We start from the raw sequence: 24,204 nt of genomic DNA on the forward strand, positions 1-24,204 counted from the left end.
AGAACCAGCACAAGGAACCCTGCGATGTCGCGCGGCATGCCCAAGCCAGCCCTTTTAGCCTCCGCCATCCAGCGTCGCGGCGAGCCGCCGCGGCTCAAGCCCCTGGCCCAGGCCATCGCCCTGCTGATGCTGGCGGGTAGCGCGCAAGCGGCGCAGCCGTTCAGTTCGGGCTGGTTTGCCGCCAAGGGCGCCTCCAGCGCCCCGAGCGGCGCAGCCGGTGCCGGCGGTGCGGGGCAAGTGCTGCCGGGGTCGCCACCGCCCCTGGCCCAGCAGCAGCGCCTGAACCAGCAGTTCCAGCGCTCGGTGAACAACCTCAACAACACGGTGGCGGCCATCGCCGCCCAGCAGGCGGCCCAGGCCAATGGCCGGACCCTGGCGCAGGTGCAGCCGCAGGTGGTGCCCAACGGCCTGGGCGAGGGCGGCCTGAAGGTCGACGAGAACCCGCTGACCCAGGGCTGGCTCAATGCCAAGGCGCCGCAGCAGAGCCAGGCCGGCGGCAAGACCCAGGTGCGCATCGAGCAGACCGCCGACAAGGCCATCCTCAACTGGGAGACCTTCAACGTCGGCCGCGACACCACCGTGCGCTTCGAGCAGCAGGCAGACTGGGCCGTGCTCAACCGGGTCAACGATCCCGCCGCCCGTCCGAGCCAGATCCATGGCCAGATCGAGGCGCCCGGCACGGTGATGCTGATCAACCGCAACGGCGTGGTGTTCAACGGCACCAGCCAGGTCAACGTGCGCAACCTGGTGGCCGCCGCCGCCCAGGTCAGTGACGAGCAGTTCACCCAGCGCGGGCTCTATTTCGACAGCAGCGCCAGCCAGGCCACCTTCACCAACGCCGCCGGCAAGGTGCTTGTCGAACGCGGCGCGCAGATTCGTACCCAGGAGCCGAGCAGCTCCACCAGTGGTGGCGGCTACGTGCTGCTGCTGGGCAGCGAGGTGGGCAACGACGGCCAGATCATCGCCGGCAAGGGCCAGGCGACCCTGGCGGCGGCGGACGATTTCTACATTCGTCGCGGCCAGGGTACCGAAGCCAACCGCTACTCGACCACCCGCGGCAATGAAGTGGCGGGCAGCCTCAGGCCCGGCAGCAGCGCCGGCACGGTAAGCAACAGCGGGTTGATCCAGGCCGCCGGCGGCGACATTACCCTGACCGGTCACCAGGTGCGCCAGCAGGGTGTGATCCTGGCCAGCACCTCGGTGGATCGGCGCGGCAGCATCCACCTGCTCAACGCCGCCAGCGATGCCACCGGCAGCGTCAGCTTCGAGCGCGGCAGCGTCACCGCCGTGCTGCTTGACGACAGCGCGGCACTCGACAGCCAGCGCGAAGCCTCCCGGGCGGGGGTCAACGGCAGCAACGGTAACCTGGCCACGGGGCGTTTCGACAACCTCAGCACGGTGATCGACCGCCCCGAGCAGTCGCGGGTGGAAGTGGTCAGCGGCGGCACCGTGCACTTCCAGGACGGTTCGCTGACCCTGGCCACCGGTGGCCAGGTGGCGGTCAGCAGCGGCCGGCGCAGCCTGGTCGACGAGGGGGCGCGCCTCGATGTGGCCGGCGCCCTCGGGGTCAAGGTGGCGATGCAAAGCAATGTCATCAAGATCAATGTCCAGGGCAACGAGCAGCGCGACGCCGCCGGCAACCGCGACAAGGGCGGGTTGATCAACAGCGATGTGTGGGTCGACGTGCGCGAGCTGGTGCACGTCGCGGCCGGCGTCAATGGCCATGCCAGCGACCGTTGGTACACCGCCGGAGGACTGCTGGAGGTGGGCGGCTACCTGGGCACGCGCAGCCATGGCGTGGGTGAATGGATGGCCCAGGGCGGTACCGTGACCTTTACCGGCCAGGACCTGGTCACCCGTGCTGGCGCCGAGATCAACCTGTCCGGCGGCACCCTGGCGGTGCAGGACGGTTACGTGCGGCAAAGCTGGCTGCGTGGTGAGGACGGGCGCCTGTACGAGTTGTCGCGGGCGCCTGGCGACTTGCTCTACAGCGGCCTGTACCAAGGCTTCGAGGACCATTCGGCGCGCTGGGCCCAGACCCGTGTGTTCTACAACCCGCTGATCGCCCCGCAGCAACGCTTCGAGCAGGGCTACACCGTCGGGCGCGACGCCGGCAGCCTGGTGGTGGCCACCCAGGGTGCGCTGCTTGATGGCCGGCTGGTCGGCGAGACCTGGCAGGACGAGCGCCAGGTGCAGGCGCCGGTGGCGGGGCTGGATGGCTACAAGCAGGTCCACAGTGCTCGTGCCCGAGGCGCTCAGTTGGTCATCGGCCAGCAGTTGCCGGGCTACCTAACCGAAAGCAAGGACCTGGCCTTCAGCCTGACCCCGGTGCTGCGTCAGGTGACACTGGGTGTCGGCAACCGTGGGGCCAGTGCCGATGTGCAGTTGCAGGCGCCGTTGGACGAGCAGCGGCGCGGGCGACTGCTGTTGGACAGCGAATTGCTCAACGGTTTCGCGCTGGGTGGCCTGAGCATTGCCGCCAGCGAGTCGGTGCAGGTCGACCAGGCGCTGCACCTGGCCGACGGTGGGCAATTGACCCTGTACGCGCCACAGGTGCGGGTCGCGGCCGACCTTAACGCCAAGGGCGGGCAGATGATGTTGGGCGATGTGCTGCGCCAGCGCGAGGGCGCCGACCTTCGCGATATCGCCCTGGCCACGCCGGCCGGATTGCGTGCGCAGGTGCTGGTTGGCGAAGGCGTGCGCCTGGATGTCGGTGGTGCGCGCAGCGACCGCGAAGACGCAGGGGCCATGGCCTGGCGCAACGCAGGCAGCCTGTCGTTGCGCAGCTCCGGCGATGTGTTGCTGGGGCAGGCCAGCGTGCTGGATGTTTCCGGCGGGGTGGTGCGTGGCGAGCGCAACCAGCTGCGCGGTGGCAGTGGCGGCAACCTGACGTTGCAGGCCGGCGTGTTCAACGCCAGCGGTGACGGACGCCTGCGCCTCGATGGCGAGCTGCGCGGTCATGGCAGCAACGGCGCCGGCACCCTCGACCTGCAGGCCGAGCGCGTGCGGATCGGCGGCGTGGCCGACGCCAGCGCCTTGTCCCTCGGCGAGGATTTCTTCAACCGCGGCTTCGCCCATTACGCCGTACGTGGCACGCGACAGTTGACCGTGGCCGAAGGCGCCCAGGTGCAGGTCACCCGGCCCGTGGAACTGCTCGACGCCAGCCTGCCGGTCGGCGACCAGGCCACCCTGTGGCTGGCGCCGCAGGTGCGCGAGAACGCGATCAAGGGCGAGCTGGGCCTGCGTGCCGGCGCCAGCCTGAGCCTCGCCGCCGGCGATACCCGCCTGGCCCAGGCGGACCGCGAGGCCGCGTTGCTGGAGGTGCGTCGTGGCGCCAGTATCGGTGTCGACCCGTTGCAGTCGATCGCCCTGAGCAGTACCGCGCAATTGAACCTGGACGGTTCGCTGCTGGCCGCCGGTGGCAAGGTGAGCCTGTTGCAGGCATTGCCCGAAACGGTAGTGAGCGGGGTGCAGGAAAGCCTGCACAACCGTGCGATCCGCCTGGGCAGCGAGGCGTTGATCGATGTCTCCGGCCAGGCGCTTACCGCCCTCGACAGCCAGGGCCGGCGCTATGGGCGGGTCACCGCCGGCGGCAACATCGTCATTGGTGGGCAGATCGACCACGCCAAGGGGACCAGCGACGGCGCCTACCTCTTTGTCGACATCGTCCGTGGCGCCCGCTTGCGCGCCGATGGCGCCAGCGCCGTGCTGGACATCCGTGGTCAGGGCCCACTGGCAATGGCCAGCGCCGGTGGCAGCATTAGCCTGGCCTCCAGCTATGGCCTGCGCCTCGACGGCACGCTCAGCGCCAGGTCCGGCGGTGTCGGCGCGGCGGGCGGCAGCCTCGGCGTGGCCCTCGATACCGGTCTGTACCGCAAGGATGGCCTGGAGGATGGCCTGAATGTGCCGCGCGAGCTGGTACTCGGCCGTGGGGCCGGTACCGACCAGCGCTTGCGCTATGGCCATGCGCGCCTGGATGTGGACGCCGTCGAGCGCGGTGGTTTCGCCAACCTGGCCCTGCTCAGCGACGGCGTGCTGGCCTTCGACGGCTCCCTGGCGCTGGACCTGGCCCAGGGCCTGCAGCTCTACGCCGGTTCCCTGGTGCTCGCCAACGGCAGTGCCGACGACAGCAGCATCCGCCTGCGTGCACCCTATGTGCGGTTGGCAGGCAGCAACCACCTGGGCGGCGACCAGACCGTGCGCCCGACCGTCAAGGGCGGGTTGTCGCAGCAGGCGTCGAACGCACTGTTGCAGGTCGAGGCCAACCTGCTCGAAGTGCGCGACGAGCTGAGCCTGGGTGCTCGCGGCAACCTTGCCCTCAGTAGTGGGCAACACCTGCAGTTTGATCGCCGAGGCTTTGCCCTGACCCGACTGCGCAGTGAAGGCGACATCCGCTTCCTCGGTCGGGAGATTGCCTCGTCGCCGACCGACTTGAGCAGCAATGCCGACCTGGAGCTGCTGGCCGCCCAGCTGTATCCGGTGAGCGGCGCCTACGCCCGGGTGCGGACCACCCAGGACGCCACGCTGCGTGTCGGCCGAGTCGGCGCGACCACACCCCAAGCCCCGTTGTCCGTGTTCGGGCGTCTTGCCCTTGTTGCCGGCCAAGTGGAGCAGGGCGGGGTGGTGCGGGCGCCGCTCGGCCAGGTGCTGCTGGGGGATACCGGCGAGATCGGACAAGAGGTGCGCCTGCTGCCCGGCAGCATCACCTCGGTCAGTGCGGCGGGGTTGCGCATGCCCTACGGCGGTACGGTCGATGGCTTGAGCTACCGGTACGACGGCAAGCCGGTGAACCTGATTGGCGGCACCGGCGACATCGACCACGGCGTGGTCCTGGCTGGCAAGCGTATCGATGTGCAGGCCGGGGCGCTGATCGACCTGGCCGGGGGCGGCGAGCTGAGCGGCGCCGGCTTCGTCTCTGGGCGCGGTGGCTCCACCGACGCCCGATTCCACCCGCTGATGCAGCTCGATGCCGATGGCCGGCTGGTATTGCCGTCGCTGTCGAGTAACCCGGTCTATGCCATCGTCCCTGGCCTGGCCGGCGACTACGCGCCGCTGGCCGGGGAGGCCGGCGTGACGGACCCGGCCATCGGCCAGCGCATCACCCTCGACCAGGGCATCCCGGGCTTGGCTGCGGGTACCTACACCTTGCTGCCGGCCAGCTACGCGCTATTGCCGGGCGCTTTTCGCGTCGAGCTCAACGGCCTGGCCATGGCCGGCCAGCGGGGCATCAGCCAGGCCATGCGCAATGGTTCCTGGACCACCTCGGGCAGCCTGTCGGTGGCCCACACCGATATCCGCCAGCCGTTGTCGGGGCAGGTCATCCTCACCGCCGCCGATACCCTGCGTCGCTACAGCCAGTACAACGAGATGTCCTACGCCGCCTTCGTCAAGGCCGACGCCCTGGCCAAGGGGGTGCCGCGTGCAGCGCTCGAGGCCGACGGCAAATGGCTGACCTTGCGCCTGAAGCCCAATGCCGACCCCGAGACCACGTTCCGCTTTGCCGGCCAGGCGCGTTTCGACGCGGCTCGCGGCGGACGCGGCGGCAGCGTGGCGGTGCTGGGCGTGGATGCCATCGAGATCCTCGCGGACGGCCAGGTCAGCGATTGGCTGCAACCCAACCGGGTCGCGCTGCGCGCCAGCGACCTGAGCGCGCTCAAGGCGCCGCGGCTGAGCATCGGCGCCCGTCCGGAGGTGCTCTACGGCCAGGGCGGCAACATGATGCGCTTCAAGGAGTCGACCGCTGACATCCTCGTGCGCAGTGGCGCCGAACTGCGCGCCGGCGAGGTATTTCTTGCCACCGACAGGGCGCGCGGCGCCATCGTCGTCGAGCAGGGGGCCAGTATCATCACCCTGGGCCAGGGTGCGGTGCCGTTCGATGCCAATGACGGTTTCCTCATCGACCCCAACGCCCACGGCTTGCTGGCGCTGTCCAACGGCCGCCTGGACGTGCTGCCGTCGGTGGCCGGCGATGTCTTTGCGCCCGGTAGCATCCTCATTGGCGATTGCCCTTCGGGCAACTGCGCGGGGATGACCCGCCTGTACTCGGACGGCTCGCTGTTCGCCGCGACCGACCGCACCTTCAACCTCGACGACCAGGTCAGCTTCGGCACCCGCCACCTGGGCCTGGCGGTGGGGCGTATCAATGTCGGTTCCACCGCCGCGCTGGCCGCCGCGGCCAATGCCGGGGTGCTGGGCCAGGGGCTGACACTCAACCAGCAGGTGCTCGACCGCCTGTTCCAGGGCAGCACCGTGGGCGGCATTCCCGCCCTGCAGACCCTGTCGTTGACGGCGGCCGACTCGCTGAACTTCTTCGGCAGCAGCGTGCTCGACACCTACGATCCGTTGACCGGGCGCAACCGCGTGCAGCAACTGATCCTTGGCACGCCGGCCATCTACGGTCTCGGCCAGGCCAGCGAACGGGCGACCATCCATACCGGCAACCTGGTGTGGAACGGCGCCCGCACGCTGCCCGGCGCGCCCATCGCCGGTGGTGCGGGCAGTGGCGACGGCGTGCTCGAACTGCGGGTGGAAAACCTGACCTTCGGCTACGGGCCGGCCAGCCAGCCCGACGGCACCGCCAGCATGAGCCGACAGACCCTGGGCTTCAGCCAGGTCGACATCCGCGCCAGCCGCCAGGTCAGCGCCAATCACAGCGGGGCGTTGCAGGTCTATCACCAGCGCGGCGCCTGGCAGAGCGAGGGCGGCTTCCAGTACAGCGGCGGCGACCTGCTGGTGGATACGCCGCTGTGGACCGGCAGCGCCGGTTCGATCAACCGCATCAGCGCCGGCGGCCTGTTGTGCGTGAGCGGTGGGGGCGGCGCGCTGGCCAGCGGCCGCGATGGCGTGGGCGCGGAGCTCGCGCTCAGTGGCCAGCAAGTGCTCCTGGACGGTACTTTCAGCTTGCCCAGCGGCAAGCTGAGCGTTTCAGCGCAGCAGGCGCTGGTCCTGGGTGAGCGCTCGCGCATCGATCTGGCCGGGCGCAGCCTGACTTTCAACGACGTGACCCAGTACAGCTGGGGCGGCGAGCTGCTGCTGGCCAGCGCTGGCGGTGACATCCGCCAGGCCAGCGGCAGCCTGGTCGACCTCAGTGCCGCCAACAACCGCGCCGGCCGCGTGAGCGCCACCGCCCTGGGTGGGCAGGTCAGCCTGCTGGGCCAGCTCCTCGGCAGCGCCAGCGGCGATTATGACGCCGGTGGCACGCGGGTACCGTACGCCGAGGGATCGGTGGCGATCCGTGCCCGCCAGGTGGACGATTTCGCCGGGCTCAACCAGCGCCTTAACCGCGACCAGGTATTCGGCGCCCGCAGCTTCCAGATCACCCAGGGCGACCTGGCGATCGGCAGCGAGCTCAAGGCGCGGGAGATCAGCCTCTCGCTGGACAACGGCCAGTTGACCGTGACCGGCACCGTCGATGCCAGCGGCGCCCAGGTCGGCAGCATCCGCCTGGCGGCCGGGCATGGCCTGACCCTCGCCGCCGGGGCCGTGCTCGATGCCCATGGCAGCCTGCTGCGGGTCGACAGCAGCGGCGCGATCATCGATGCGCCGAACCGGGCGCTGATCGAGCTTGCCAGCGGTGACGGGGTGCTGACCCTGAGCCCCGGCGCCCGCCTGGACCTGCGCCATGGCACGGCCTCCGCGCAGCACGACGGCCGTGCCCGTGGCTCGCTGGTATTGACGGCGCCGCGGGCGGGCAGCGACGTCGCCGGCGATATCGCCATCGATGCCCGTGGCCGCCTGGATATCCAGGGTGCCCAGTCCATCGCCGTGGTCGGCCAGCAGCGCTACACCGACGCGCCGGATGGCGGCACGGCGGCCAGTGGCCGCCCGTACCAGTACATCGACCAGGCTTATCTCGACGGCAAGCATGCGCGCAGCGTGCTGTTCGTCAATGCCGCGCTGGCCAACCGCGACCTGCTCGACAACCGCCTGGCCGGCCTGAACAACGCCGCCTACGCCAAGGCCCTGCACCTGCGTCCCGGCGTGGAGATCGCCACCCGCGATGGCCAGACCGACCTGGTGGTGCGCGGCGACCTCGACCTGTCCGGTCATCGTTACGCCAGCCTCAACCCGGCCACGGCGCAGACCCTCCTGCGCGGCTCCGGCGAGGTCGGCCACCTGGCCTTGCGTGCCGGCGGCAACCTGGAAGTCCATGGCAGCATCAGCGACGGCTTCCTGCCGCCGGAACTGGCCACCGGCAGCGAACGCATGGATGGCCGTGGCTGGATCCTGATTCCCGGCAAGCAGCCGTTCGACAGTGACCTGGTGATTCCACGCAGCGGTGTCGAACTGGCCGCCGGCACGCGCTACCCGGCTGGCAGCACGTTGAATTTCGACCTGCCGTTCGCCGACACCTCGCTGCCGGCGAACACCCGGCTGCCTGGCGTGCTGACCCTGGCAAGCGCGGTGACCCTGCCGGCCGGTACCGTGCTTGATGCCGCCGTGCGCGATGCTTCCGGTAATGTCCTGCATGCCGCGGGCACCTTGTTCGAGCAGGCGGTGACCCTGGCCGCCGATACCCGGCTGGATGCCGGCAGCCGCCTGCCGGTAAGCGTGGCGGTGCGTGGCGGGGTCTGGCGCAAGGGCGCCGCCCTGCCTGCCGGAGGCCTGACCCAGCGTGGCGCCCTGGCCCTGGCAGTGGGCGCGTTGCTGCCGGCTGGCACCGACGTCAAGCTGCCCACGGGCGTGTTCTGGGTGGATCTGCGCCAGGAGATCGCCGGCCAGCAGGGACGCAACTGGGCGCTTGGGCAGATGCTGCCGGAGGGCTCGCAATCCTGGTCGATGCGCCTGGTCGCCGGTGCCGACCTGGGCGCCGCCGACAGCCGCATCACCCGTCCCGAGCCGGAGGCCGGCGCGCTGCGCCTGGCCGACCAGCACTACATCGCCAGCCGGGTGATCGAGACTTCCAAACCCATCATCAGCTATTTCTGGACCAACCTGGCGGTTGGGCGGGTACCTGGCCAACCGGTGCCCTCCAACCTGCTGGCGCTGTGTACCGCGCGGCCAACCTGGTGCCTGAAGGTCGAAACGCCGGGCGGCGTCACCAAGGCCGAGATCACCCCGCAGACCCAGTTGTACAGCGTCTTGCGTACCGGTACGGGTGATCTCGAACTGCTCAGCGCCGGCGACTGGCGCATGGACTCGCTGTATGGGGTCTACACCGCCGGTACCCAGGCCCCGGCCCTGCTCGAACAGGGCATCGATCCGCATCAGCTGGCCCGCGGTCGCCAGGCCGATGGCAGCGTGCTAGGCGCCCTGGGCGCAGCCTACGAATCGACCACCGGCCAGTACCGGGCCTGGTACCCGCAGCAGGGTGGCAACCTGTTGATCGCCGCTGGCGGCGACCTGACCGGCAATCTGGTCGGGCCCAAGCCCACCGACCTGGTGACGCGCCGCCAGGCATCGTCGGCGGCCGTCGGCAACTGGCTGTGGCGCCAGGGCCAGGCCGACGCCGGCACGCCGGCGGCCTGGTGGCTCAACTTCGGCAGCTTCGCCCAGGACCCGGCCAGCAGCCAGGCCTTGCCTTATCTGGTCGGTTTCACCGGTTTCGGCACGCTCGGCGGCGGCAACCTCGACGTGCGCGTCGCAGGCGCGGCGGGCCTGGTGCGCAGCAGTGGTGTCGATGTGGTCGATGTACAGCGTAGCCAGGGGTTGAACCTGGTGGTTGCCAGTACGGGGCGGGTGACCGTCGATGGACGCCTGGTGCAGAGCGGCGGTGGCGACCTCGACCTGCGCGTCGGTGGCGGTCTCAACGCGGGGGTCTCCGCCGTGACCGCCGCGGACACGCTGGTCGATCTGCAGGGCGCGCTGGTCAACTTGCGGGGTGCCATGCAGGTGGAGGCGGCCAACATGGGGCTGCTGCAGTCGATCTACGGCAGCTACGGGGTCGAGCATGACAACAGTGAGTCACGCGCCTACGATCCGTACACCGCCACCCGGGCCAAGGCCTGGGGCGGGATCACGCTGATGCCGGGGGATGCCGGCGTGCGCCTGCGCAGCCGTGGCGACCTGGTGGTGCAGGGGGTTGGCGATCCGGGGCGGGTGCCGTTGTTCAACAGCACGCCGTTCAACGCTGACAATGGTGCGCAAATGACGGGGCGCGGCAGCAGCTGGTTCTCGCTCTGGACGCCACGGACGTCGGTCGAGCTGGTCAGCCTGGGGGGCAACCTGGCGCCGATCGTTCATGACAACCTGCGGGTCGCGACCCGCAACCTGCCTATTCATGGCGGTCGAGTGTTCTACCCCACCGCGCTCAGCGCCACTGCGGTCAGTGGCAACCTGTATTACGGCAACTCGGTGCAGAGTTCGGCGGATGTGGCCTCGGCCACTTCCCTGATGACCGCGCCTTCGGGCAGTACCCGCTTGCAGTTGCTTGCCGGGAACTCGATCTATGCCGGCGGCTATGCCGTCAGCCAGAGCGGTACCGACGAATCGGCGCTGCCCACGCCGTTGCGTCCTGCCTTCCTGGGCACCAGCACGGGGAACCTGATCCTGTCGACCAACCTGCACGGTGACCTGCCGCGCAACACCTGGGAGTATCCGCTGTATACCTTTGGTCTCAACACCTATGTCGACGGCAGTGTACGACCCTCGCAGCCCGTGCGTTTCTACGCGCTGGACGGTGACATCCTGGGGTTGAACAGCGGCGAAATCATCGACTACAGCTTGCGCGGCCTGAAGCTCTACCAGGGAAGCGGGGCGGTTCGCATCATGGCCGGGCGGGACATCGTCAACGCCGGCACCGCGCTGGGCAGCCAGCGTCAGGCCGCCGACGGCATGGTGGGCGGTGGCGGTGACTCCACCACCTACTCCAGCGGCAACCTGTTCATCCATGGCGACAGCCGCGATGTCTCGCTGGTCAGCGCCGGTCGCGACATCCGCCTGAGCACCTTCAACGTCGCCGGCCCCGGCCAGCTCGAAGTAGTCGCCGGACGCAACCTGTACCAGTCCGGCCCGGGAGTCGATTCGGCCTACCAGGAAGCGGCGATCACCAGCATTGGCCGGGTCGGTGGCCGTGGTGCCGGTAACGACGGGGCGTCCATCGCCATTATCGTCGGGGCCGGCCAGCAGGGGCCGGACTACGCCGGCCTGCTGGCGCGCTACCTGGATCCGCAGCGTCTGGCAGATCCGTCTCACCCGCTGGCCGGACAGCCGGGCCAGGTTGCCAAGGTCTACGACCAGGAGCTGCTGGCCTGGTTGCGCGCGCGTTTTGCCTTCGAGGGTGACTCCGAGGCGGGCAGGGCGTTCCTCGCCACGCTGCCCGCTGAGCAGCAGCGTATCTTCGCCCGCCAGGTGTACTTCGCCGAATTGCGCGAGGGTGGCCGCGAATACAACGACGCCGCGGGCCCGCGCACCGGCAGCTACCTGCGCGGCCGCCAGGCGATCGCCGCGCTGTTCCCGGAACGGGACGTAGCCGGCAATCCGATCAGCTACGGCGGCAGCGCTACGTTCTATGGCGGGGCAGGCATCCACACCGACTTCGGCGGCGATATCCAGGTGCTGACGCCGGGTGGCCAGCAGGTGTTCGGCATCGAGGGCGAGGCGCCACCGTCCACCGCCGGGGTGATCACCCAGGGCAGCGGCGATATCCAGCTGTACTCGCAAGGCAGCATCCTGCTTGGCCAGAGCCGCATCATGACCACCTTCGGCGGCTCGATCCTCGGCTGGTCGGCCCAGGGCGACATCAACGCCGGTCGCGGTTCGAAGACCACCGTGGTGTACACCCCGCCCAAGCGCACCTACGACTTGTGGGGTAACGTCGGGTTGGCGCCGAGCGTGCCGAGCACCGGTGCCGGCATCGCCACGCTCAACCCGATCGCCGAGGTGCCGCCGGGGGATATCGACCTGATCGCGCCGCTGGGCACCATCGATGCCGGCGAGGCCGGGATCCGCGTGTCGGGCAACGTCAACATCGCCGCGTTGCAGGTGGTCAACGCCGCCAACATCCAGGTCCAGGGCGATGCCAAGGGCATGCCGGTGGTGGCCTCGGTCAATACCGGGGCGATTGCCTCGGCCAGCGCTGCGGCATCGTCGGCGAGCCAGGCCGCCGAAGAGGCAGGCCGCCAGCAGCAGGCCGCCTCCCGGCAGCGCCAGCCGTCGGTGATCACCGTGCAGGTGCTGGGCTTCGGCGGCGAGCGGCTGGTGCCCGGGCAGGACGGGGCGAGCCTCAACCCCCAGTACAACCGCCACAGCCCGGTGCAGGTGCTCGGGGCCGGGGCGTTGGATGAGCGGGCGAAGGCACAACTGACCGAGGAGGAGCGGGGCAACCTGTTGCTATGAGGCGAGGCGGGCAGCGGCGATGAGCCAGTGGCACTGGTCTTCGCTGCTGCCGTCGGCGCGTTATCGCCTGGCTTCATCCACCTCTGTCGGGTCCGCTTTCTTGTCACGGGTGCGTAGCAGCGACAGCAGCACGCCACCGAGCAGCAGGCCGAAGGTCACGCCCAGCGAGACCCCGGCTGGCACCTTGCCCACCAGCCCGTGCCAGAAGATCTTGCAGCCGATGAAGATCAGCACCAGCGCCAGCGCGTACTTGAGGTAGACGAAACGATGCATCAGCGCTGCCAGGGCGAAGTACAGCGAGCGCAGGCCGAGGATAGCGAAGATGTTCGAGGTGTAGACGATGAACGGATCCTGGGTGATGGCGAAGATTGCCGGCACGCTGTCGACGGCAAACACCAGGTCGGCCAGCTCGATCAATACCAGGGCCAGGAACAGCGGCGTGGCATAGCGGATCGCCCGTGTTGCTCCGGGCGGGGTGAGCTGGACGAAGAAGTGCCGGCCATGCAACTGGTCGGTGACGCGCATGTGCCGGCGCACGAAGCGCAGCACCGGGTTGTTGGCCAGGTCCGGGTGGGCGTCGTCCTTCGACAGCGCCATCTTCACTCCGGTGAACAGCAGGAAGGCGCCGAAGAGGTACAGCACCCAGGCGAAGTGCTGCACCAGCGCGGCGCCCACGCCGATCATGATCGCCCGCAGCACCACCACCCCGAGGATGCCCCAGAACAGCACGCGGTGCTGGTAGCGGCGGGGGATGGCGAAGAAGCTGAAGATCATCGCCATGACGAACACGTTGTCCATCGACAGCGACTGCTCGACCAGGAAACCGGTGTAGAACTCCAGCGCCGGTTGTGCGCCCAGCTCATGCCAGACCCACAGGCCGAACAGTACGCCGACGCTGAAGTAGCCCGAATACAGCAACAGGCTTTCGCGCATCTCGATCTCGCGGTCCTGGCGGTGCAGCACACCCAGGTCGAGGACCAGCAAGGCGATGACGATGGTGATGAAGACCAGCCACAACCAGGCGCTGGTGCCGAGAAAAGGCGTGAAGAGGAAATGCTGCAGAGCCGTCATGAGCCCCTCCTTGATTGTCGACGTTGCATGGCAACAGTGATTCCGACATGGCGGCGCAAACCGTCAGAGGGGCCCGGCATCACATGTTTTTGAGCCTAGTCGCGATCGTTGGGCTTGCCGAATGGCAGGCTGTTACATTTCTTTGCCTGGATCCAATGTCAAGCGGCGCGGCGAACTGACGACGCGCTATGCGTTCTGACGGGGCTTGCAGCGTATCCGTAGGGGGCACATCCCCGGGGCGCCGCCGGCCTACCAGGCCAGCGGCTGCTCGAATCCCTTCCAGCACACCCAGCGCCGCACCTCGCCATGGGCCCCGGTGCCGATCTGCCATTGCGGCCGGCCGCTGTCCAGGGCGATCAGTGAAATGAAGCCGGCATGGCTGGCCACCGCCAGGGTGCGGCCGTCGGCGCTGATGTCCATGGCGCTGATGGTCGAGCCGAGGTAGTGCTGCCAGTGCTCGCTGCCGTCCTCGCCAAAGGCGCGCAGGTAGCCATGGGCGTCGCCGACGATGTACTCGCCTTCGCGGGTGACGCCTGCGTAGATCCGCGCGCCGTCCTGCAACAGCGGCGTGCGCGGGTCTTCGCTGTAGAAACCGGTGTCCAGCCCCGGCAGGTCGGCCACCCGCACGCCGATGGTGCCGCCCCGGTAAAAATGGCAGGCGTTGAGGATCAGCTGGTCGCCACGCCGGTTGAACAGGGCGAAGTGCGGGTATTCGCTGGCTGGGCCAACTTCGGCGAGGCGCTTGAACTGTTCGTCGAGCACCAGGTGCCGGCCGCACTGCTCGCCTAGGGCAATCAGTCGGCCATCCGGTGACAGCGCGGCGTGCTCCATGGCCAGGCACAGGGCTATGTCGTCCGGATCGGTGCCTTGGCGCAGGTCCTCGAGAATCGCCTCCTGACGTGGCAGCAGGCGCGTAGCGCCGTTGGCGGCGAGCACGAAGATGCCGTCGCTGCTGACCAGCAGGACCCGCTGCCCATCGGGGAAGGGCAGCAGCGCCGTAGGTATCGGCGGCAGGTCGAGGGGATCGAACGGGTAGCCGGCCGGCAACCCTTCCAGGCCATGGGGCCAGGCCAGCCTGGCCACCTGTGGGCCGCCCCAGCCGTCGGTCACGCGCACGCCCTCGGCATTGGCCAGGGCGTAGTAGCGCCGCTGCGGGCAGCGGCCGAAGTGCTCGACGCCGATCACCGGAGTGACGCCCTGGTCGTCCAGGCGCAGCACCTGGCCCCGGTCGAACGGCATGCCGATGCGCGCCAGCAGGCTGCCGTCGTCGAGCAGCAGCAGGTTGCCAATGCCCTGGGCCTGTTCCTCGAACAAAGGCACCAGCGGCAGGTGCGCTGGCGGCCAGGCCTCGCGGAACAGCTGACGCTGCGCCGGGTCGACGCCGGGCCGGTTGATGGCTCGTAGCGCCGCCAGCCAGGCGTCGAGCAGGTGTTCGGTGGCCGCTGCCTGCGGCTCCTCCAGATCGTCCCAGCCTTGCGCACGGCCTTGCGCGACATAGCGGTTGATGGCCTCGGCGTAGGCGATGACCGCCTCGCGCCACTGCTGCTGGGGGTGCTGCTTGTCCATGGGCGGATCGAACTCCTTGTTCCGCAGGGTGGGGCGATGCAACAAAATGGTGCATGAGAGCGCGCATGGTACTCCGTCCGCGCCCGTGGTTGTGAGGTCCGGGCTTGATGCGTACCATGCTAAGCATCCTTCCAATAATCAAACGTGCGTCACCGGCCTGGAACCTGGGCAGGCGATGTGCGTCCTGTTGCCTTGCCCGCGGAGAAAAACGTCTTCACATGAATGGTCCCGTACCCACCTCCATGCCCCCCACAGCCGGCAACGGCAGTTGGCTGAGCGTCATCGCCCTGGCGCTGGCGGCGTTCATCTTCAACACCACCGAGTTCGTCCCGGTGGCGCTGCTCAGCGATATCGGCCGCAGCTTCGAGATGAGCACCGCGCAGGTCGGCCTGATGCTGACCATCTATGCCTGGGTGGTGGCGCTGGCGTCGCTGCCGATGATGCTGATGACCCGCAACATCGAGCGGCGGCGCCTGCTGCTGATAGTGTTCCTGGTGTTCATCGCCAGCCACCTGTTGTCGTGGTTGTCGCAGAGCTTCGCCATGCTGCTGGTCAGCCGCATCGGCATCGCCCTGGCCCACGCCGTGTTCTGGGCCATCACCGCGTCGCTGGCGGTGCGCGTGGCGCCGCCCGGCCAGCAGGCCAAGGCGCTGGGCCTTTTGGCCACCGGCACCACCCTGGCGATGGTCATGGGCATCCCGCTGGGGCGGGTGGTGGGTGAGGCGCTGGGCTGGCGCATCACCTTCCTGTGCATCGCGGGGGTGGCGCTGGCGACCATGCTGTGCCTGATGAAGTCGCTGCCGCTGCTGCCGAGCCAGAACTCCGGCTCGCTGCGCAGCCTGCCGATCCTGTTCCGTCGCCCGGCGCTGGTGATCACCTACATGCTGGTGACGCTGGTGATCACCGCGCAGTTCACCGCCTATAGCTACATCGAGCCGTTCGCCCTGCACGTGGCGCAGATCGGCGGCGAGCGCACCACGCTGCTGCTGTTGCTGTTCGGCGGCGCCGGCGTGATCGGTTCGGTGCTGTTCAGCCGCTACAGCGAGCGTTTCCCCCATGGCTTCCTGGTGGGTGCCATCGGCGCGCTGGCCGCTTGCCTGCTGCTGCTGTTGCCGCTGTCGGGCGACTTCCCGGTGTTCGCCGGGCTGAGCATGGTCTGGGGTGTGGCGATCCTGAGCTTCAGCCTGGCCCTTCAGTCCAAGACCCTCAAGCTCGCCTCGGACGCCACCGACGTGGCCATGGCGCTGTTCTCGGGGATCTACAACATCGGCATCGGCGGCGGCGCGCTGCTGGGCAGCATCGTCAGCAGCCAGCTGGGCGTGGCGCATATCGGCCTGGTCGGTGGCGGTGTAGCCGTCGTTGGCCTGGTGCTGGCGTTGGCCAGCACCCAGCGCTTTCGCGAAGCCTTGACGCGAGTTCCCGGCCAGGCCTGAACCGCGACCTCTGTAGGAGCAACTGTCTTGCCCAACTGCTAAAGCTAGCGCGATCCCTGTGGGAGCGGCCTTGCGTCGCGAAAGGGGCGCGCAGCGGCCCCAGGTTCTGAGCCATCCTCGAGATTGCCGGGGCTGCTGCGCAGCCCTTTCGCGACGCAAGGCCGCTCCCACAGGGGACGGTTCCCTGCGCGAGAGCGCAGCCCGAATGGCTGGGCGATCTCCTACAGAAAAAGCTCCGGTTCCCGGCACCTCCACCCCTGGGAATCTCTCCCGACTGATCCGTATCAATTCCCCTGACAACACGCGCCCCTGTAATAGGGGCGCTTGTGTATCGGCAAGGCTGCCACTAATATCCAAGCGTTTTCTTGTGTAATTGCCTGTTCTCCCTGGCCAGGCCATCAATACGGACGTTGATATGGATTTGCACACCTCCCTGTGGCTGTTCCAGGCCATCCAGGCCGTGGGCCTGGCGTTGTGGCTGAGCATCGCGGTGCTGAACAACCTGCAGGCTTTCGCCAGTTCCGTCGGCGCCATCGGCGCCACCCTGGCCATGGCGCCGCTGCGCCAGCCGCCGGCCATCGACTTCCCCTTGTTGCGCCGCGCCTGCCAGTCGACCGGCCTGGCCCGCGCTGCGCTACTGGTGATCCTGCTGCTGCAGATCGTCGCCAGCCTGGCGGCCTGGGTCGGCTGTTACGGGCTGATCGTCACCCTGGACCTGGTCATGGCCCGCGCCTGGTTGAACCTGGCGCTCGCCGCTTTCCTCGCCTTCACCTTCGCCATGCTGCTCGGTGGCCTGTGGTTCGGCTACTGGATTCGCCAGGAAGGCCTGCAGCTTACCCATCTGGTGCTGGTGCTGTGGGCGATCCTGGCGTTCTTCCTGTTCAACCTGAATTGGGCCTGAGGCGAGGACGCGCGATGAAGAGCAAAGCGATACTCGGCAGCGCCCTGGTACTGGCGCTGGTCACCGCCGCCGGCCTGGCCTGGCGCCACACCGGCCAGGCACAGGCCACTGCGACACCGGCGCGGCACCTGGTCAAGGTGGCCCTGGCCACGGTGCAGAAAGCGCCGCAGAAACGCGCCTTCGCCGGCGTCGGCGAGCTGGAGGCGGTGCACCAGGTGCTGGTGTCGGCCGAAATCGGCGGACGGGTGACAGCGATCAACTTCACATCCGGCCAGCAGGTGCGCAAGGGCGATGTGCTGGTCACCCTCAACGATGCCCCCGAACAGGCCGAGCGCCTGCGCCTGAAGGCCCAGCTGGACAATGCGCGGACCAACCACCGGCGGGTCAAGGACCTGCTGCGCGAGAACGCCGCCACCCAGGAACAGCTGGACAACGCCCTGGCGGCCCGCGACATGGCCCAGGGCGAGCTGGCCCGCACCGAGGCGGTGATCGCCCAGAAGGCGGTGCGCGCGCCGTTCGACGGGCGCCTGGGTATCCGCCGGGTGAACCAGGGGCAGTACCTCAATGTCGGCGATCCGGTGGTCAGCCTGATCGACACCCGCAGCCTGTACGTCAACTTCTCCCTCGAAGAGCAGTTGAGCGCCCAGTTGCGCCCCGGCCAGCCGGTCGAGGTGCGCCTGGACGCCTTCCCCGACACGCCGTTCACCGCCCATATCACGGCCATCGATCCGCTGATTGGCCGTTCGCGCACGGTGCAGGTCCAGGCCACCCTGGCCAAGCCAGATGCACGCCTGGCGGCCGGCATGTACGCCAGCGTGCAGGTGGCCAGCCCCGATGACGGCCAGGTGCTGACCGTGCCGGAAACCGCGGTGGCCTACACCGCTTATGGCGACACGGTGTTCGTCGCCCGCCGCGATGACGCCGCCGATGCCCTGGTGGTGCAGCGGGTGGCGGTACGCACCGGCGAGCGCCAGGCCGGTCGGGTGGTGATCGAGCAGGGCCTGAACGAGGACGACCAGGTGGTGGTGTCCGGGCAGTTGCGCCTGAGCGACGGTACCGCCGTGCAAGCCACCGAAGACACCCTGCAGGCCCCGGCCAGCGGCGCCTGACCCCAGCGAGAACACGCCATGACATTCACCGACCTGTTCGTGCGCCGGCCTGTGCTGGCGCTGGTGGTCAGCACCCTGATCCTGCTGCTGGGGCTGCTGTCTCTGCTGCAGTTGCCGATCCGCCAGTACCCGTTGCTGGAAAGCTCGACCATCACCGTGACCACCGAGTACCCCGGCGCCCCGGCCGAGCTGATGCAGGGTTTCGTCACCCAACCGATCGCCCAGGCGGTGTCGTCGGTGGAAGGTATCGACTACCTGTCGTCCTCCTCGGTACAGGGCCGCAGCCTGGTGACCGTGCGCATGGAGCTCAACCGCGATTCGACCCAGGCGCTGACCGAGGTGATGGCCAAGGTCAACCAGGTGCGTTACCGCCTGCCGGAACGGGCCTATGACCCGGTGATCGAGCGCTCGGCCGGCGAGTCGACGGCGGTGGCCTATATCGGCTTCGCCAGCCCGAGCCTGCCGATCCCGGCCATGACCGACTACCTCACGCGGGTGGTCGAGCCGTTGCTCAGCACCATCGAGGGCGTGGCCAAGGTCCAGGTGTTCGGTGGCCAGACCTTGTCGATGCGCCTGTGGATCGACCCGGCGCGCCTGGCCGCCCGGGGCCTGACCGCGGCTGATGTGGCCGAGGCGGTGCGGCGCAACAACTACCAGGCGGCGCCCGGCAAGGTGAAGGGCCAGTACGTGATCGCCAATATCCGCGTCGACACCGACCTGACCTCGGTCGGCGACTTCCGCGAGCTGGTGATCCGCAACGACGGCAATGGCCTGGTGCGCATCCGCGATATCGGCACCGTCGAGCTCGGCGCCGCCTCGGCCGAGACCAGCGCCAGCATGGACGGCGTGCCGGCGGTGCACCTGGGCCTGTTCGCCACCCCGGGCGGCAACCCGCTGGTGATTGTCGAGGGCATCCGCCAGCTGCTGCCGCAGATTCGCCAGACCCTGCCGCCGGACGTCAAGGCCGAGCTTGCCTTCGAGACGGCGCGCTTCATTCAGGCCTCCATCGACGAGGTCACCAAGACCCTGCTCGAGGCCCTGGCGATCGTGGTTGTGGTCATCTACCTGTGCCTGGGCTCGCTGCGCACGGTGCTGATCCCGGTGGTGACCATCCCGCTGTCGATGCTCGGCGCGGCGGCGCTGATGCTGGCGTTCGGTTTCAGCATCAACCTGCTCACCTTGCTGGCCATGGTGCTGGCGGTGGGGCTGGTGGTGGACGATGCCATCGTCGTGGTGGAGAACGTGCACCGCCATATCGCGGAGGGGCGCACGCCGGTGGCGGCGGCGTTGATCGGCGCCCGCGAGGTGGCCGGGCCGGTGATCGCCATGACCATCACCCTGGCCGCGGTGTACGCGCCGATCGGCATGATGGGCGGGCTGACCGGCGCGCTGTTCCGCGAGTTCGCCCTGACCCTGGCCGGCGCGGTGGTGGTTTCCGGCGTGGTGGCGCTGACCCTGTCGCCGGTGATGAGCTCGTTCCTGCTCGATGCGCGCCAGTCCGAAGGGCGCATGGCCCACGCCGCCAACCGCTTCTTCGACTGGCTGGCCGAGCGCTATGCCCATGTACTGGGGTTCTCGCTGAAGCATCGCTGGATCAGCGTCGGCTTCGCCTTGCTGGTGCTGGTCAGCCTGCCGCTGCTGTACAGCCTGCCACAGCGCGAGCTGGCGCCGACCGAGGACCAGGCCGGGCTGCTTACCGCGATCAAGGCGCCGCAGCATGCCAACCTGGCCTATGTCGAACGCTTCGCCGACAAGCTCGACGGGGTCTACCGTAGCCTGCCGGAGACCGTCAGCACCTGGATCATCAACGGCAGTGACGGCATCGCCTCGGGCATCGGTGGCATCAACCTGCAACCGTGGGACGAACGTGCGCGCAACGCCTCGCAGATCCAGCTCGACCTGCAGGCGGCGGTGAACGATGTCGAAGGCACCAGCATCTTCGCCTTCCAGCTGCCGGCGCTGCCGGGCTCAACGGGCGGCCTGCCGGTGCAGATGGTGCTGCGCAGCTCCCAGGACTACCGGGTGCTGTTCGACACCATGGAGCAGGTCAAGGTCAAGGCCCGGCAGAGCGGCCTGTTCGCCGTGGTCGACAGCGACCTGGACTACAACAACCCGGTGGTGCAGGTGCGGGTCGACCGGGCCAAGGCCAACAGCATGGGCATTCGCATGCAGGACATCGGCGAGTCGCTGGCGGTGCTGGTGGGGGAGAACTACCTCAACCGTTTCGGCCTCGACGGTCGTTCCTACGACGTCATCGCCCAGAGCCCGCGTGACCAGCGCCTGACCCCGCAGGCCCTGACCCGGCAGTACGTGCGCAGCGAGGAGGGCCGGCTGGTGCCGCTGTCCACCGTGGTGCAGGTCAGCGAGCAGGTCGAGCCGAACCGGCTGACCCAGTTCAACCAGCAGAACGCGGCGACCTTCCAGGGCATCCCGGCGGCCGGTGTCACCCTGGGCGACACCGTGGCTTTTCTCGAGCAGGTCGCGGCTGAATTGCCCGTTGGCTTCAGCATCGACTGGCAGTCCGACGCCCGCCAGTACCAGCAGGAGGGCAACGCCTTGATGCTGGCCTTCCTCGCCGCCGTGGTGGTGATCTACCTGGTGCTGGCGGCGCAGTACGAGAGCCTGGTCGATCCGCTGATCATCCTGATCACCGTGCCGCTGTCGATCAGCGGCGCGCTGCTGCCCCTGGCGCTGGGGGTGGCGACGGTAAACATCTATACGCAGATCGGCCTGGTGACGCTGATCGGGTTGATCAGCAAGCACGGCATCCTGATGGTCGAGTTCGCCAACACCCTGCAGGCCGAGCAGCACCTGGACCGGCGCACGGCGATCGGCAAGGCGGCGCAGATCCGCCTGCGGCCGATCCTGATGACCACGGCGGCCATGGTGGTGGGGCTGATCCCGCTGTTGTTCGCCTCGGGCGCCGGCGCCGCCAGCCGTTTCGGGCTGGGCGTGGTGATTGTCACCGGCATGCTGGTGGGGACCTTGTTCACCCTGTTCGTGCTGCCGACCATCTACAGCCTGCTGGCCCGCGACCATGCCAGCACCGCGCGTTCGGCGCGGGCGCGGTCGTTGGCCGAAACCCTGGAGGGCCAGCCATGAAGCCTGTATTCGTCGTTTCTCTGATGGCCCTGGCCTTGACTGCGTGCAGCGTCGGCCCCGATTACCAAAAGGCCGAGGTACCGGCCAGTGGCGTGCACAGCCCGCAGCGCGCCGCCTTCGCCGCCCGTGGCGAGTTGCCGGCGCAGTGGTGGCGATTCTTCGACGATCCACAACTGGTGCGTCTGGTCGACCAGGCCCTGACCAACAACCACGACATCCGCCAGGCCCACGCCAACCTGCTGGCGTCGCGGGCGCTGTTCGACGACCGCAGCCTCGACCGCTATCCCTGGGTCACCGCCCGTGCCGGCTACAACCAGAGCCTGGAGCAGCAGCAGCCGGCCGACGGCAGCGACCCGCGGCGCATGCGCACCGAGCAGTACCGCGCCGGTTTCGACGTGCAGTGGGAGATCGACCTGTTCGGTCGCCTGCAACGCCTGACCGACGCCGCCGAGGCCCGCGCCGACGCGGCGGCGGCAGACCTGCGCCAGGCGCGCCTGAGCATCGCCGCGGAGGTGGCCCGCAACTACTACCTCCAACTCGGGCTCAAGCGCAGCCTGGCCGTGGCCGAGGACCAGGTCGAGGCCTGGCGCGAGACCCTGCAGCTGACCAGCGCCCAGGTGCGCGCCGGCAGTGGCCAGTACGAGGACCAGCAGAACGCCCACGCCAACCTGTTGCTCAGCGAGGCGGCGGTGCCACCGTTGCAGGCTGCTATCCAGCAGGCCAGCTACCGCCTCGACGTGCTGACCGGACAGGTGCCGGGCAGTCAGGAGCAGGTCGCCGCGCCGTTCCTGCCGCCGTTGGCGCGCCAGTTGCCGTTGGGCGATGTCGATGTGCTGATTGGCCAGCGCCCCGATGTGGTCAGCGCCGAGCGTGAGCTGGCAGCCAGCACCGAGGATGTCGGCGCGGCCACCGCCGAGTTGTACCCGCGCCTGGACCTGGGCGGTTTCATCGGTTTCTTCGCCCTGCGCAGCGGCGACCTGGGCAGTGCCGCCCGGGCCTACGAGCTGGCGCCGGTGGTGACCTGGCCGGCGCTGCGCCTGGGCAACGCCCGTGCCCGCCTGCGGGTGCGCGAGGCGTTGTCCGAGGGCAGTCAGGCGCGCTACCAGCAGGCGGTGCTGCTGGCCCGCGAAGAGGTGGAGAACGCGGTGACGCAGCTGGTGCGCAACCAGGCGCGGCTGCAGAGCCTGGTGGCCTCTGCCGGACATGGCAGCGAGGCTATCGACATCGCCAACAAGCGCTATCGGCGTGGGGCGGGGACCTACCTGGCGGTGCTCGAGAACCAGCGCGCGCTGTTCTCGATCAAGCGCGAGGTGGCGGAGGCGGAGACGGCGTCGTATCTGGATGCGATTGCGCTGTACAAGGCGTTGGGGTGGGGCAGTGGGGCCCTTTAGCGCTTGTTGGCTTGCGCGGTTGGCAAGACTTCCAGGATGGGCCTAATTTTCCCCGTGCGGTCTTCGTTTTCATGGAAGCCGCCCTGCGCCCGGCGCGTTCGGCACTCATCATTCAAGGAGACAGGCAATGACTTCCGTTTTCGACCGCGACGATATCCAGTTCCAGGTAGTGGTCAACCACGAAGAGCAGTATTCCATCTGGCCCGACTACAAGGCGATCCCCAACGGCTGGCGCGCGGTGGGCAAGAGCGGTCTGAAGAAGGACTGCCTGGCCTACATCGATGAGGTCTGGACTGACATGCGCCCACTGAGCCTGCGCCAGAAGATGGCCGAAGCCGCGGCGCAGTAAGGCGGTGTCGAGCTTGAACCTGCTGTGCCTGCCGTACTCCGGTGCCAGCGCCATGGTCTACAGCCGCTGGCGGCGCAAGCTGCCGGCCTGGCTGCAGGTGCGCCCGGTGGAGTTGCCCGGGCGTGGCGCGCGCATGGGCGATCCGCTGCACACCGACCTGCGGGGGCTGGCCCGGCAGCTGGCCCATGAGCAGCGGGGGGCCACCCAGGCGCCTTACGCGCTGCTCGGGCACAGCCTGGGGGCGCTGGTCGCCTTCGAGCTGGCCCACGAGCTGCGGGCGCTGGGGTGTCCGCCGCCGGTGGCGTTGTTCGCCAGTGGGACGGCGGCGCCGACCCGGCGGGAGGACTATGCCGGTGGCAAATGGACCGAGCCTCGGGGGGATGCCGAACTGATTGCTGAACTGCGCAAGCTTGGGGGGACACCTGAAGAGGTGCTGGCCAACCAGGAGCTGATGAGCCTGACCTTGCCGATTGTGCAGGCGGATTTTCTGCTTTGTGGGCGGTATGAGTATGAGGCGCGTCAGCTGTTGCAATGTCCGTTGCATGTGCTGGGCGGTGAGGGTGACCGGGCCAGTGATGAACAGTTGCAGGCCTGGGGGCGGGAGACAGCCGGGGGGTATTCGCTGACGAAGTTTCCGGGTGGGCATTTCTTTATTCATGAGCATGAAGAACGGGTGCTTGATGTGCTTTGCCGGACGTTGGATCCTTTGAGGCTTTGTGCTTGACTGGTGGCGTTGGGGTGTTTTGCAATAGCTGATATTTGATCCGTTGTTGTTGTTGTTGTTGTTGTTGTTGTTGTTGTTGTTGTTGTTGTTGTTGTTGGGTGGTTTTGATAGTTGTATGCGCATTCATTTGCGATGTCGACGCTTATTCACCTTTTCGCCCTTACGTGAACTGACCCCCGAAAGTTGGACACCTGATCCCCAACCGGAGGGTGTTCCATGACGAAATACAACCTGGCACTCAAGCAGGCACTCATCGAAGAGTGCCTTTCTGCCCGCAGTGTT

The 24,204-nt window shown here is 68.4% G+C and carries 10 protein-coding genes; 8 read left to right on the forward strand and 2 right to left on the reverse strand.

Annotated elements, in window-relative coordinates; translation table 11 throughout:
• Positions 1–36 precede the first annotated feature (36 nt).
• Entirely contained in the window at positions 37–12,276 is a 12,240-nt protein-coding gene (locus tag DMX06_RS21305) for a filamentous haemagglutinin family protein (protein WP_375538111.1), read from the forward strand.
• Between the two features lie 60 nt (positions 12,277–12,336).
• Here DMX06_RS21305 and DMX06_RS21310 read toward each other — a convergent pair whose 3' ends face one another.
• Both DMX06_RS21310 and DMX06_RS21315 read right to left on the reverse strand, forming a co-directional pair.
• Complete coding sequence (locus tag DMX06_RS21310; RefSeq protein WP_110739224.1) at positions 12,337–13,347, reverse strand: TerC family protein; 1,011 nt, start codon at positions 13,345–13,347, stop codon at positions 12,337–12,339.
• A 249-nt stretch (positions 13,348–13,596) separates the two neighbouring features.
• The gene (locus DMX06_RS21315; protein ID WP_110739225.1) at positions 13,597–14,913 is read right to left on the reverse strand and encodes a hypothetical protein; all 1,317 of its coding nucleotides are present in this window, start codon (positions 14,911–14,913) and stop codon (positions 13,597–13,599) included.
• A gap of 218 nt (positions 14,914–15,131) precedes the next feature.
• Between DMX06_RS21315 and DMX06_RS21320 the strand changes: the two genes are divergently transcribed.
• The 7 genes from DMX06_RS21320 (at position 15,132) to DMX06_RS21350 (ending at position 23,922) form a co-directional block, all read left to right on the forward strand.
• Positions 15,132–16,346 (forward strand): sugar transporter, encoded by a 1,215-nt coding sequence (locus DMX06_RS21320; RefSeq protein ID WP_110739226.1) that lies wholly within the window; start codon positions 15,132–15,134, stop codon positions 16,344–16,346.
• Between the two features lie 415 nt (positions 16,347–16,761).
• Positions 16,762–17,247: a DUF2165 family protein gene (locus DMX06_RS21325; protein WP_110739227.1), complete on the forward strand. Its 486-nt coding sequence runs from the start codon at positions 16,762–16,764 to the stop codon at positions 17,245–17,247.
• A gap of 14 nt (positions 17,248–17,261) precedes the next feature.
• Positions 17,262–18,356 (forward strand): efflux RND transporter periplasmic adaptor subunit, encoded by a 1,095-nt coding sequence (locus DMX06_RS21330; RefSeq protein WP_110739228.1) that lies wholly within the window; start codon positions 17,262–17,264, stop codon positions 18,354–18,356.
• Between the two features lie 18 nt (positions 18,357–18,374).
• Positions 18,375–21,458, forward strand: a complete 3,084-nt coding sequence (locus tag DMX06_RS21335) for a MexW/MexI family multidrug efflux RND transporter permease subunit (protein WP_110739229.1) — start codon at positions 18,375–18,377, stop codon at positions 21,456–21,458.
• A complete protein-coding gene (locus DMX06_RS21340) occupies positions 21,455–22,849 on the forward strand; it encodes an efflux transporter outer membrane subunit (RefSeq protein WP_110739230.1) in 1,395 nt (464 codons plus the stop codon). The genes DMX06_RS21335 and DMX06_RS21340 overlap by 4 nt, the downstream gene beginning before the upstream one ends.
• 127 nt (positions 22,850–22,976) lie before the next feature.
• Positions 22,977–23,198, forward strand: coding sequence for an MbtH family protein (locus DMX06_RS21345; protein ID WP_003256222.1), 222 nt, complete (start codon positions 22,977–22,979; stop codon positions 23,196–23,198).
• Between the two features lie 4 nt (positions 23,199–23,202).
• Positions 23,203–23,922: a thioesterase II family protein gene (locus DMX06_RS21350; RefSeq protein WP_110739231.1), complete on the forward strand. Its 720-nt coding sequence runs from the start codon at positions 23,203–23,205 to the stop codon at positions 23,920–23,922.
• The last annotated feature ends 282 nt before the right edge of the window (positions 23,923–24,204 follow it).

The sequence above is a fragment of the Pseudomonas mosselii genome (assembly GCF_003205295.1).
Taxonomy (GTDB): domain Bacteria; phylum Pseudomonadota; class Gammaproteobacteria; order Pseudomonadales; family Pseudomonadaceae; genus Aquipseudomonas; species Aquipseudomonas mosselii_B.

Coding starts and splice junctions, on each gene's coding strand:
- DMX06_RS21305 (WP_375538111.1), top strand. CDS start 37: ATGCCCAAGCCAGCCCTTTTAGCCTCCGCCATCCAGCGTCGCGGCGAG.
- DMX06_RS21310 (WP_110739224.1), bottom strand. CDS start 13,347: ATGACGGCTCTGCAGCATTTCCTCTTCACGCCTTTTCTCGGCACCAGC.
- DMX06_RS21315 (WP_110739225.1), bottom strand. CDS start 14,913: ATGGACAAGCAGCACCCCCAGCAGCAGTGGCGCGAGGCGGTCATCGCC.
- DMX06_RS21320 (WP_110739226.1), top strand. CDS start 15,132: ATGAATGGTCCCGTACCCACCTCCATGCCCCCCACAGCCGGCAACGGC.
- DMX06_RS21325 (WP_110739227.1), top strand. CDS start 16,762: ATGGATTTGCACACCTCCCTGTGGCTGTTCCAGGCCATCCAGGCCGTG.
- DMX06_RS21330 (WP_110739228.1), top strand. CDS start 17,262: ATGAAGAGCAAAGCGATACTCGGCAGCGCCCTGGTACTGGCGCTGGTC.
- DMX06_RS21335 (WP_110739229.1), top strand. CDS start 18,375: ATGACATTCACCGACCTGTTCGTGCGCCGGCCTGTGCTGGCGCTGGTG.
- DMX06_RS21340 (WP_110739230.1), top strand. CDS start 21,455: ATGAAGCCTGTATTCGTCGTTTCTCTGATGGCCCTGGCCTTGACTGCG.
- DMX06_RS21345 (WP_003256222.1), top strand. CDS start 22,977: ATGACTTCCGTTTTCGACCGCGACGATATCCAGTTCCAGGTAGTGGTC.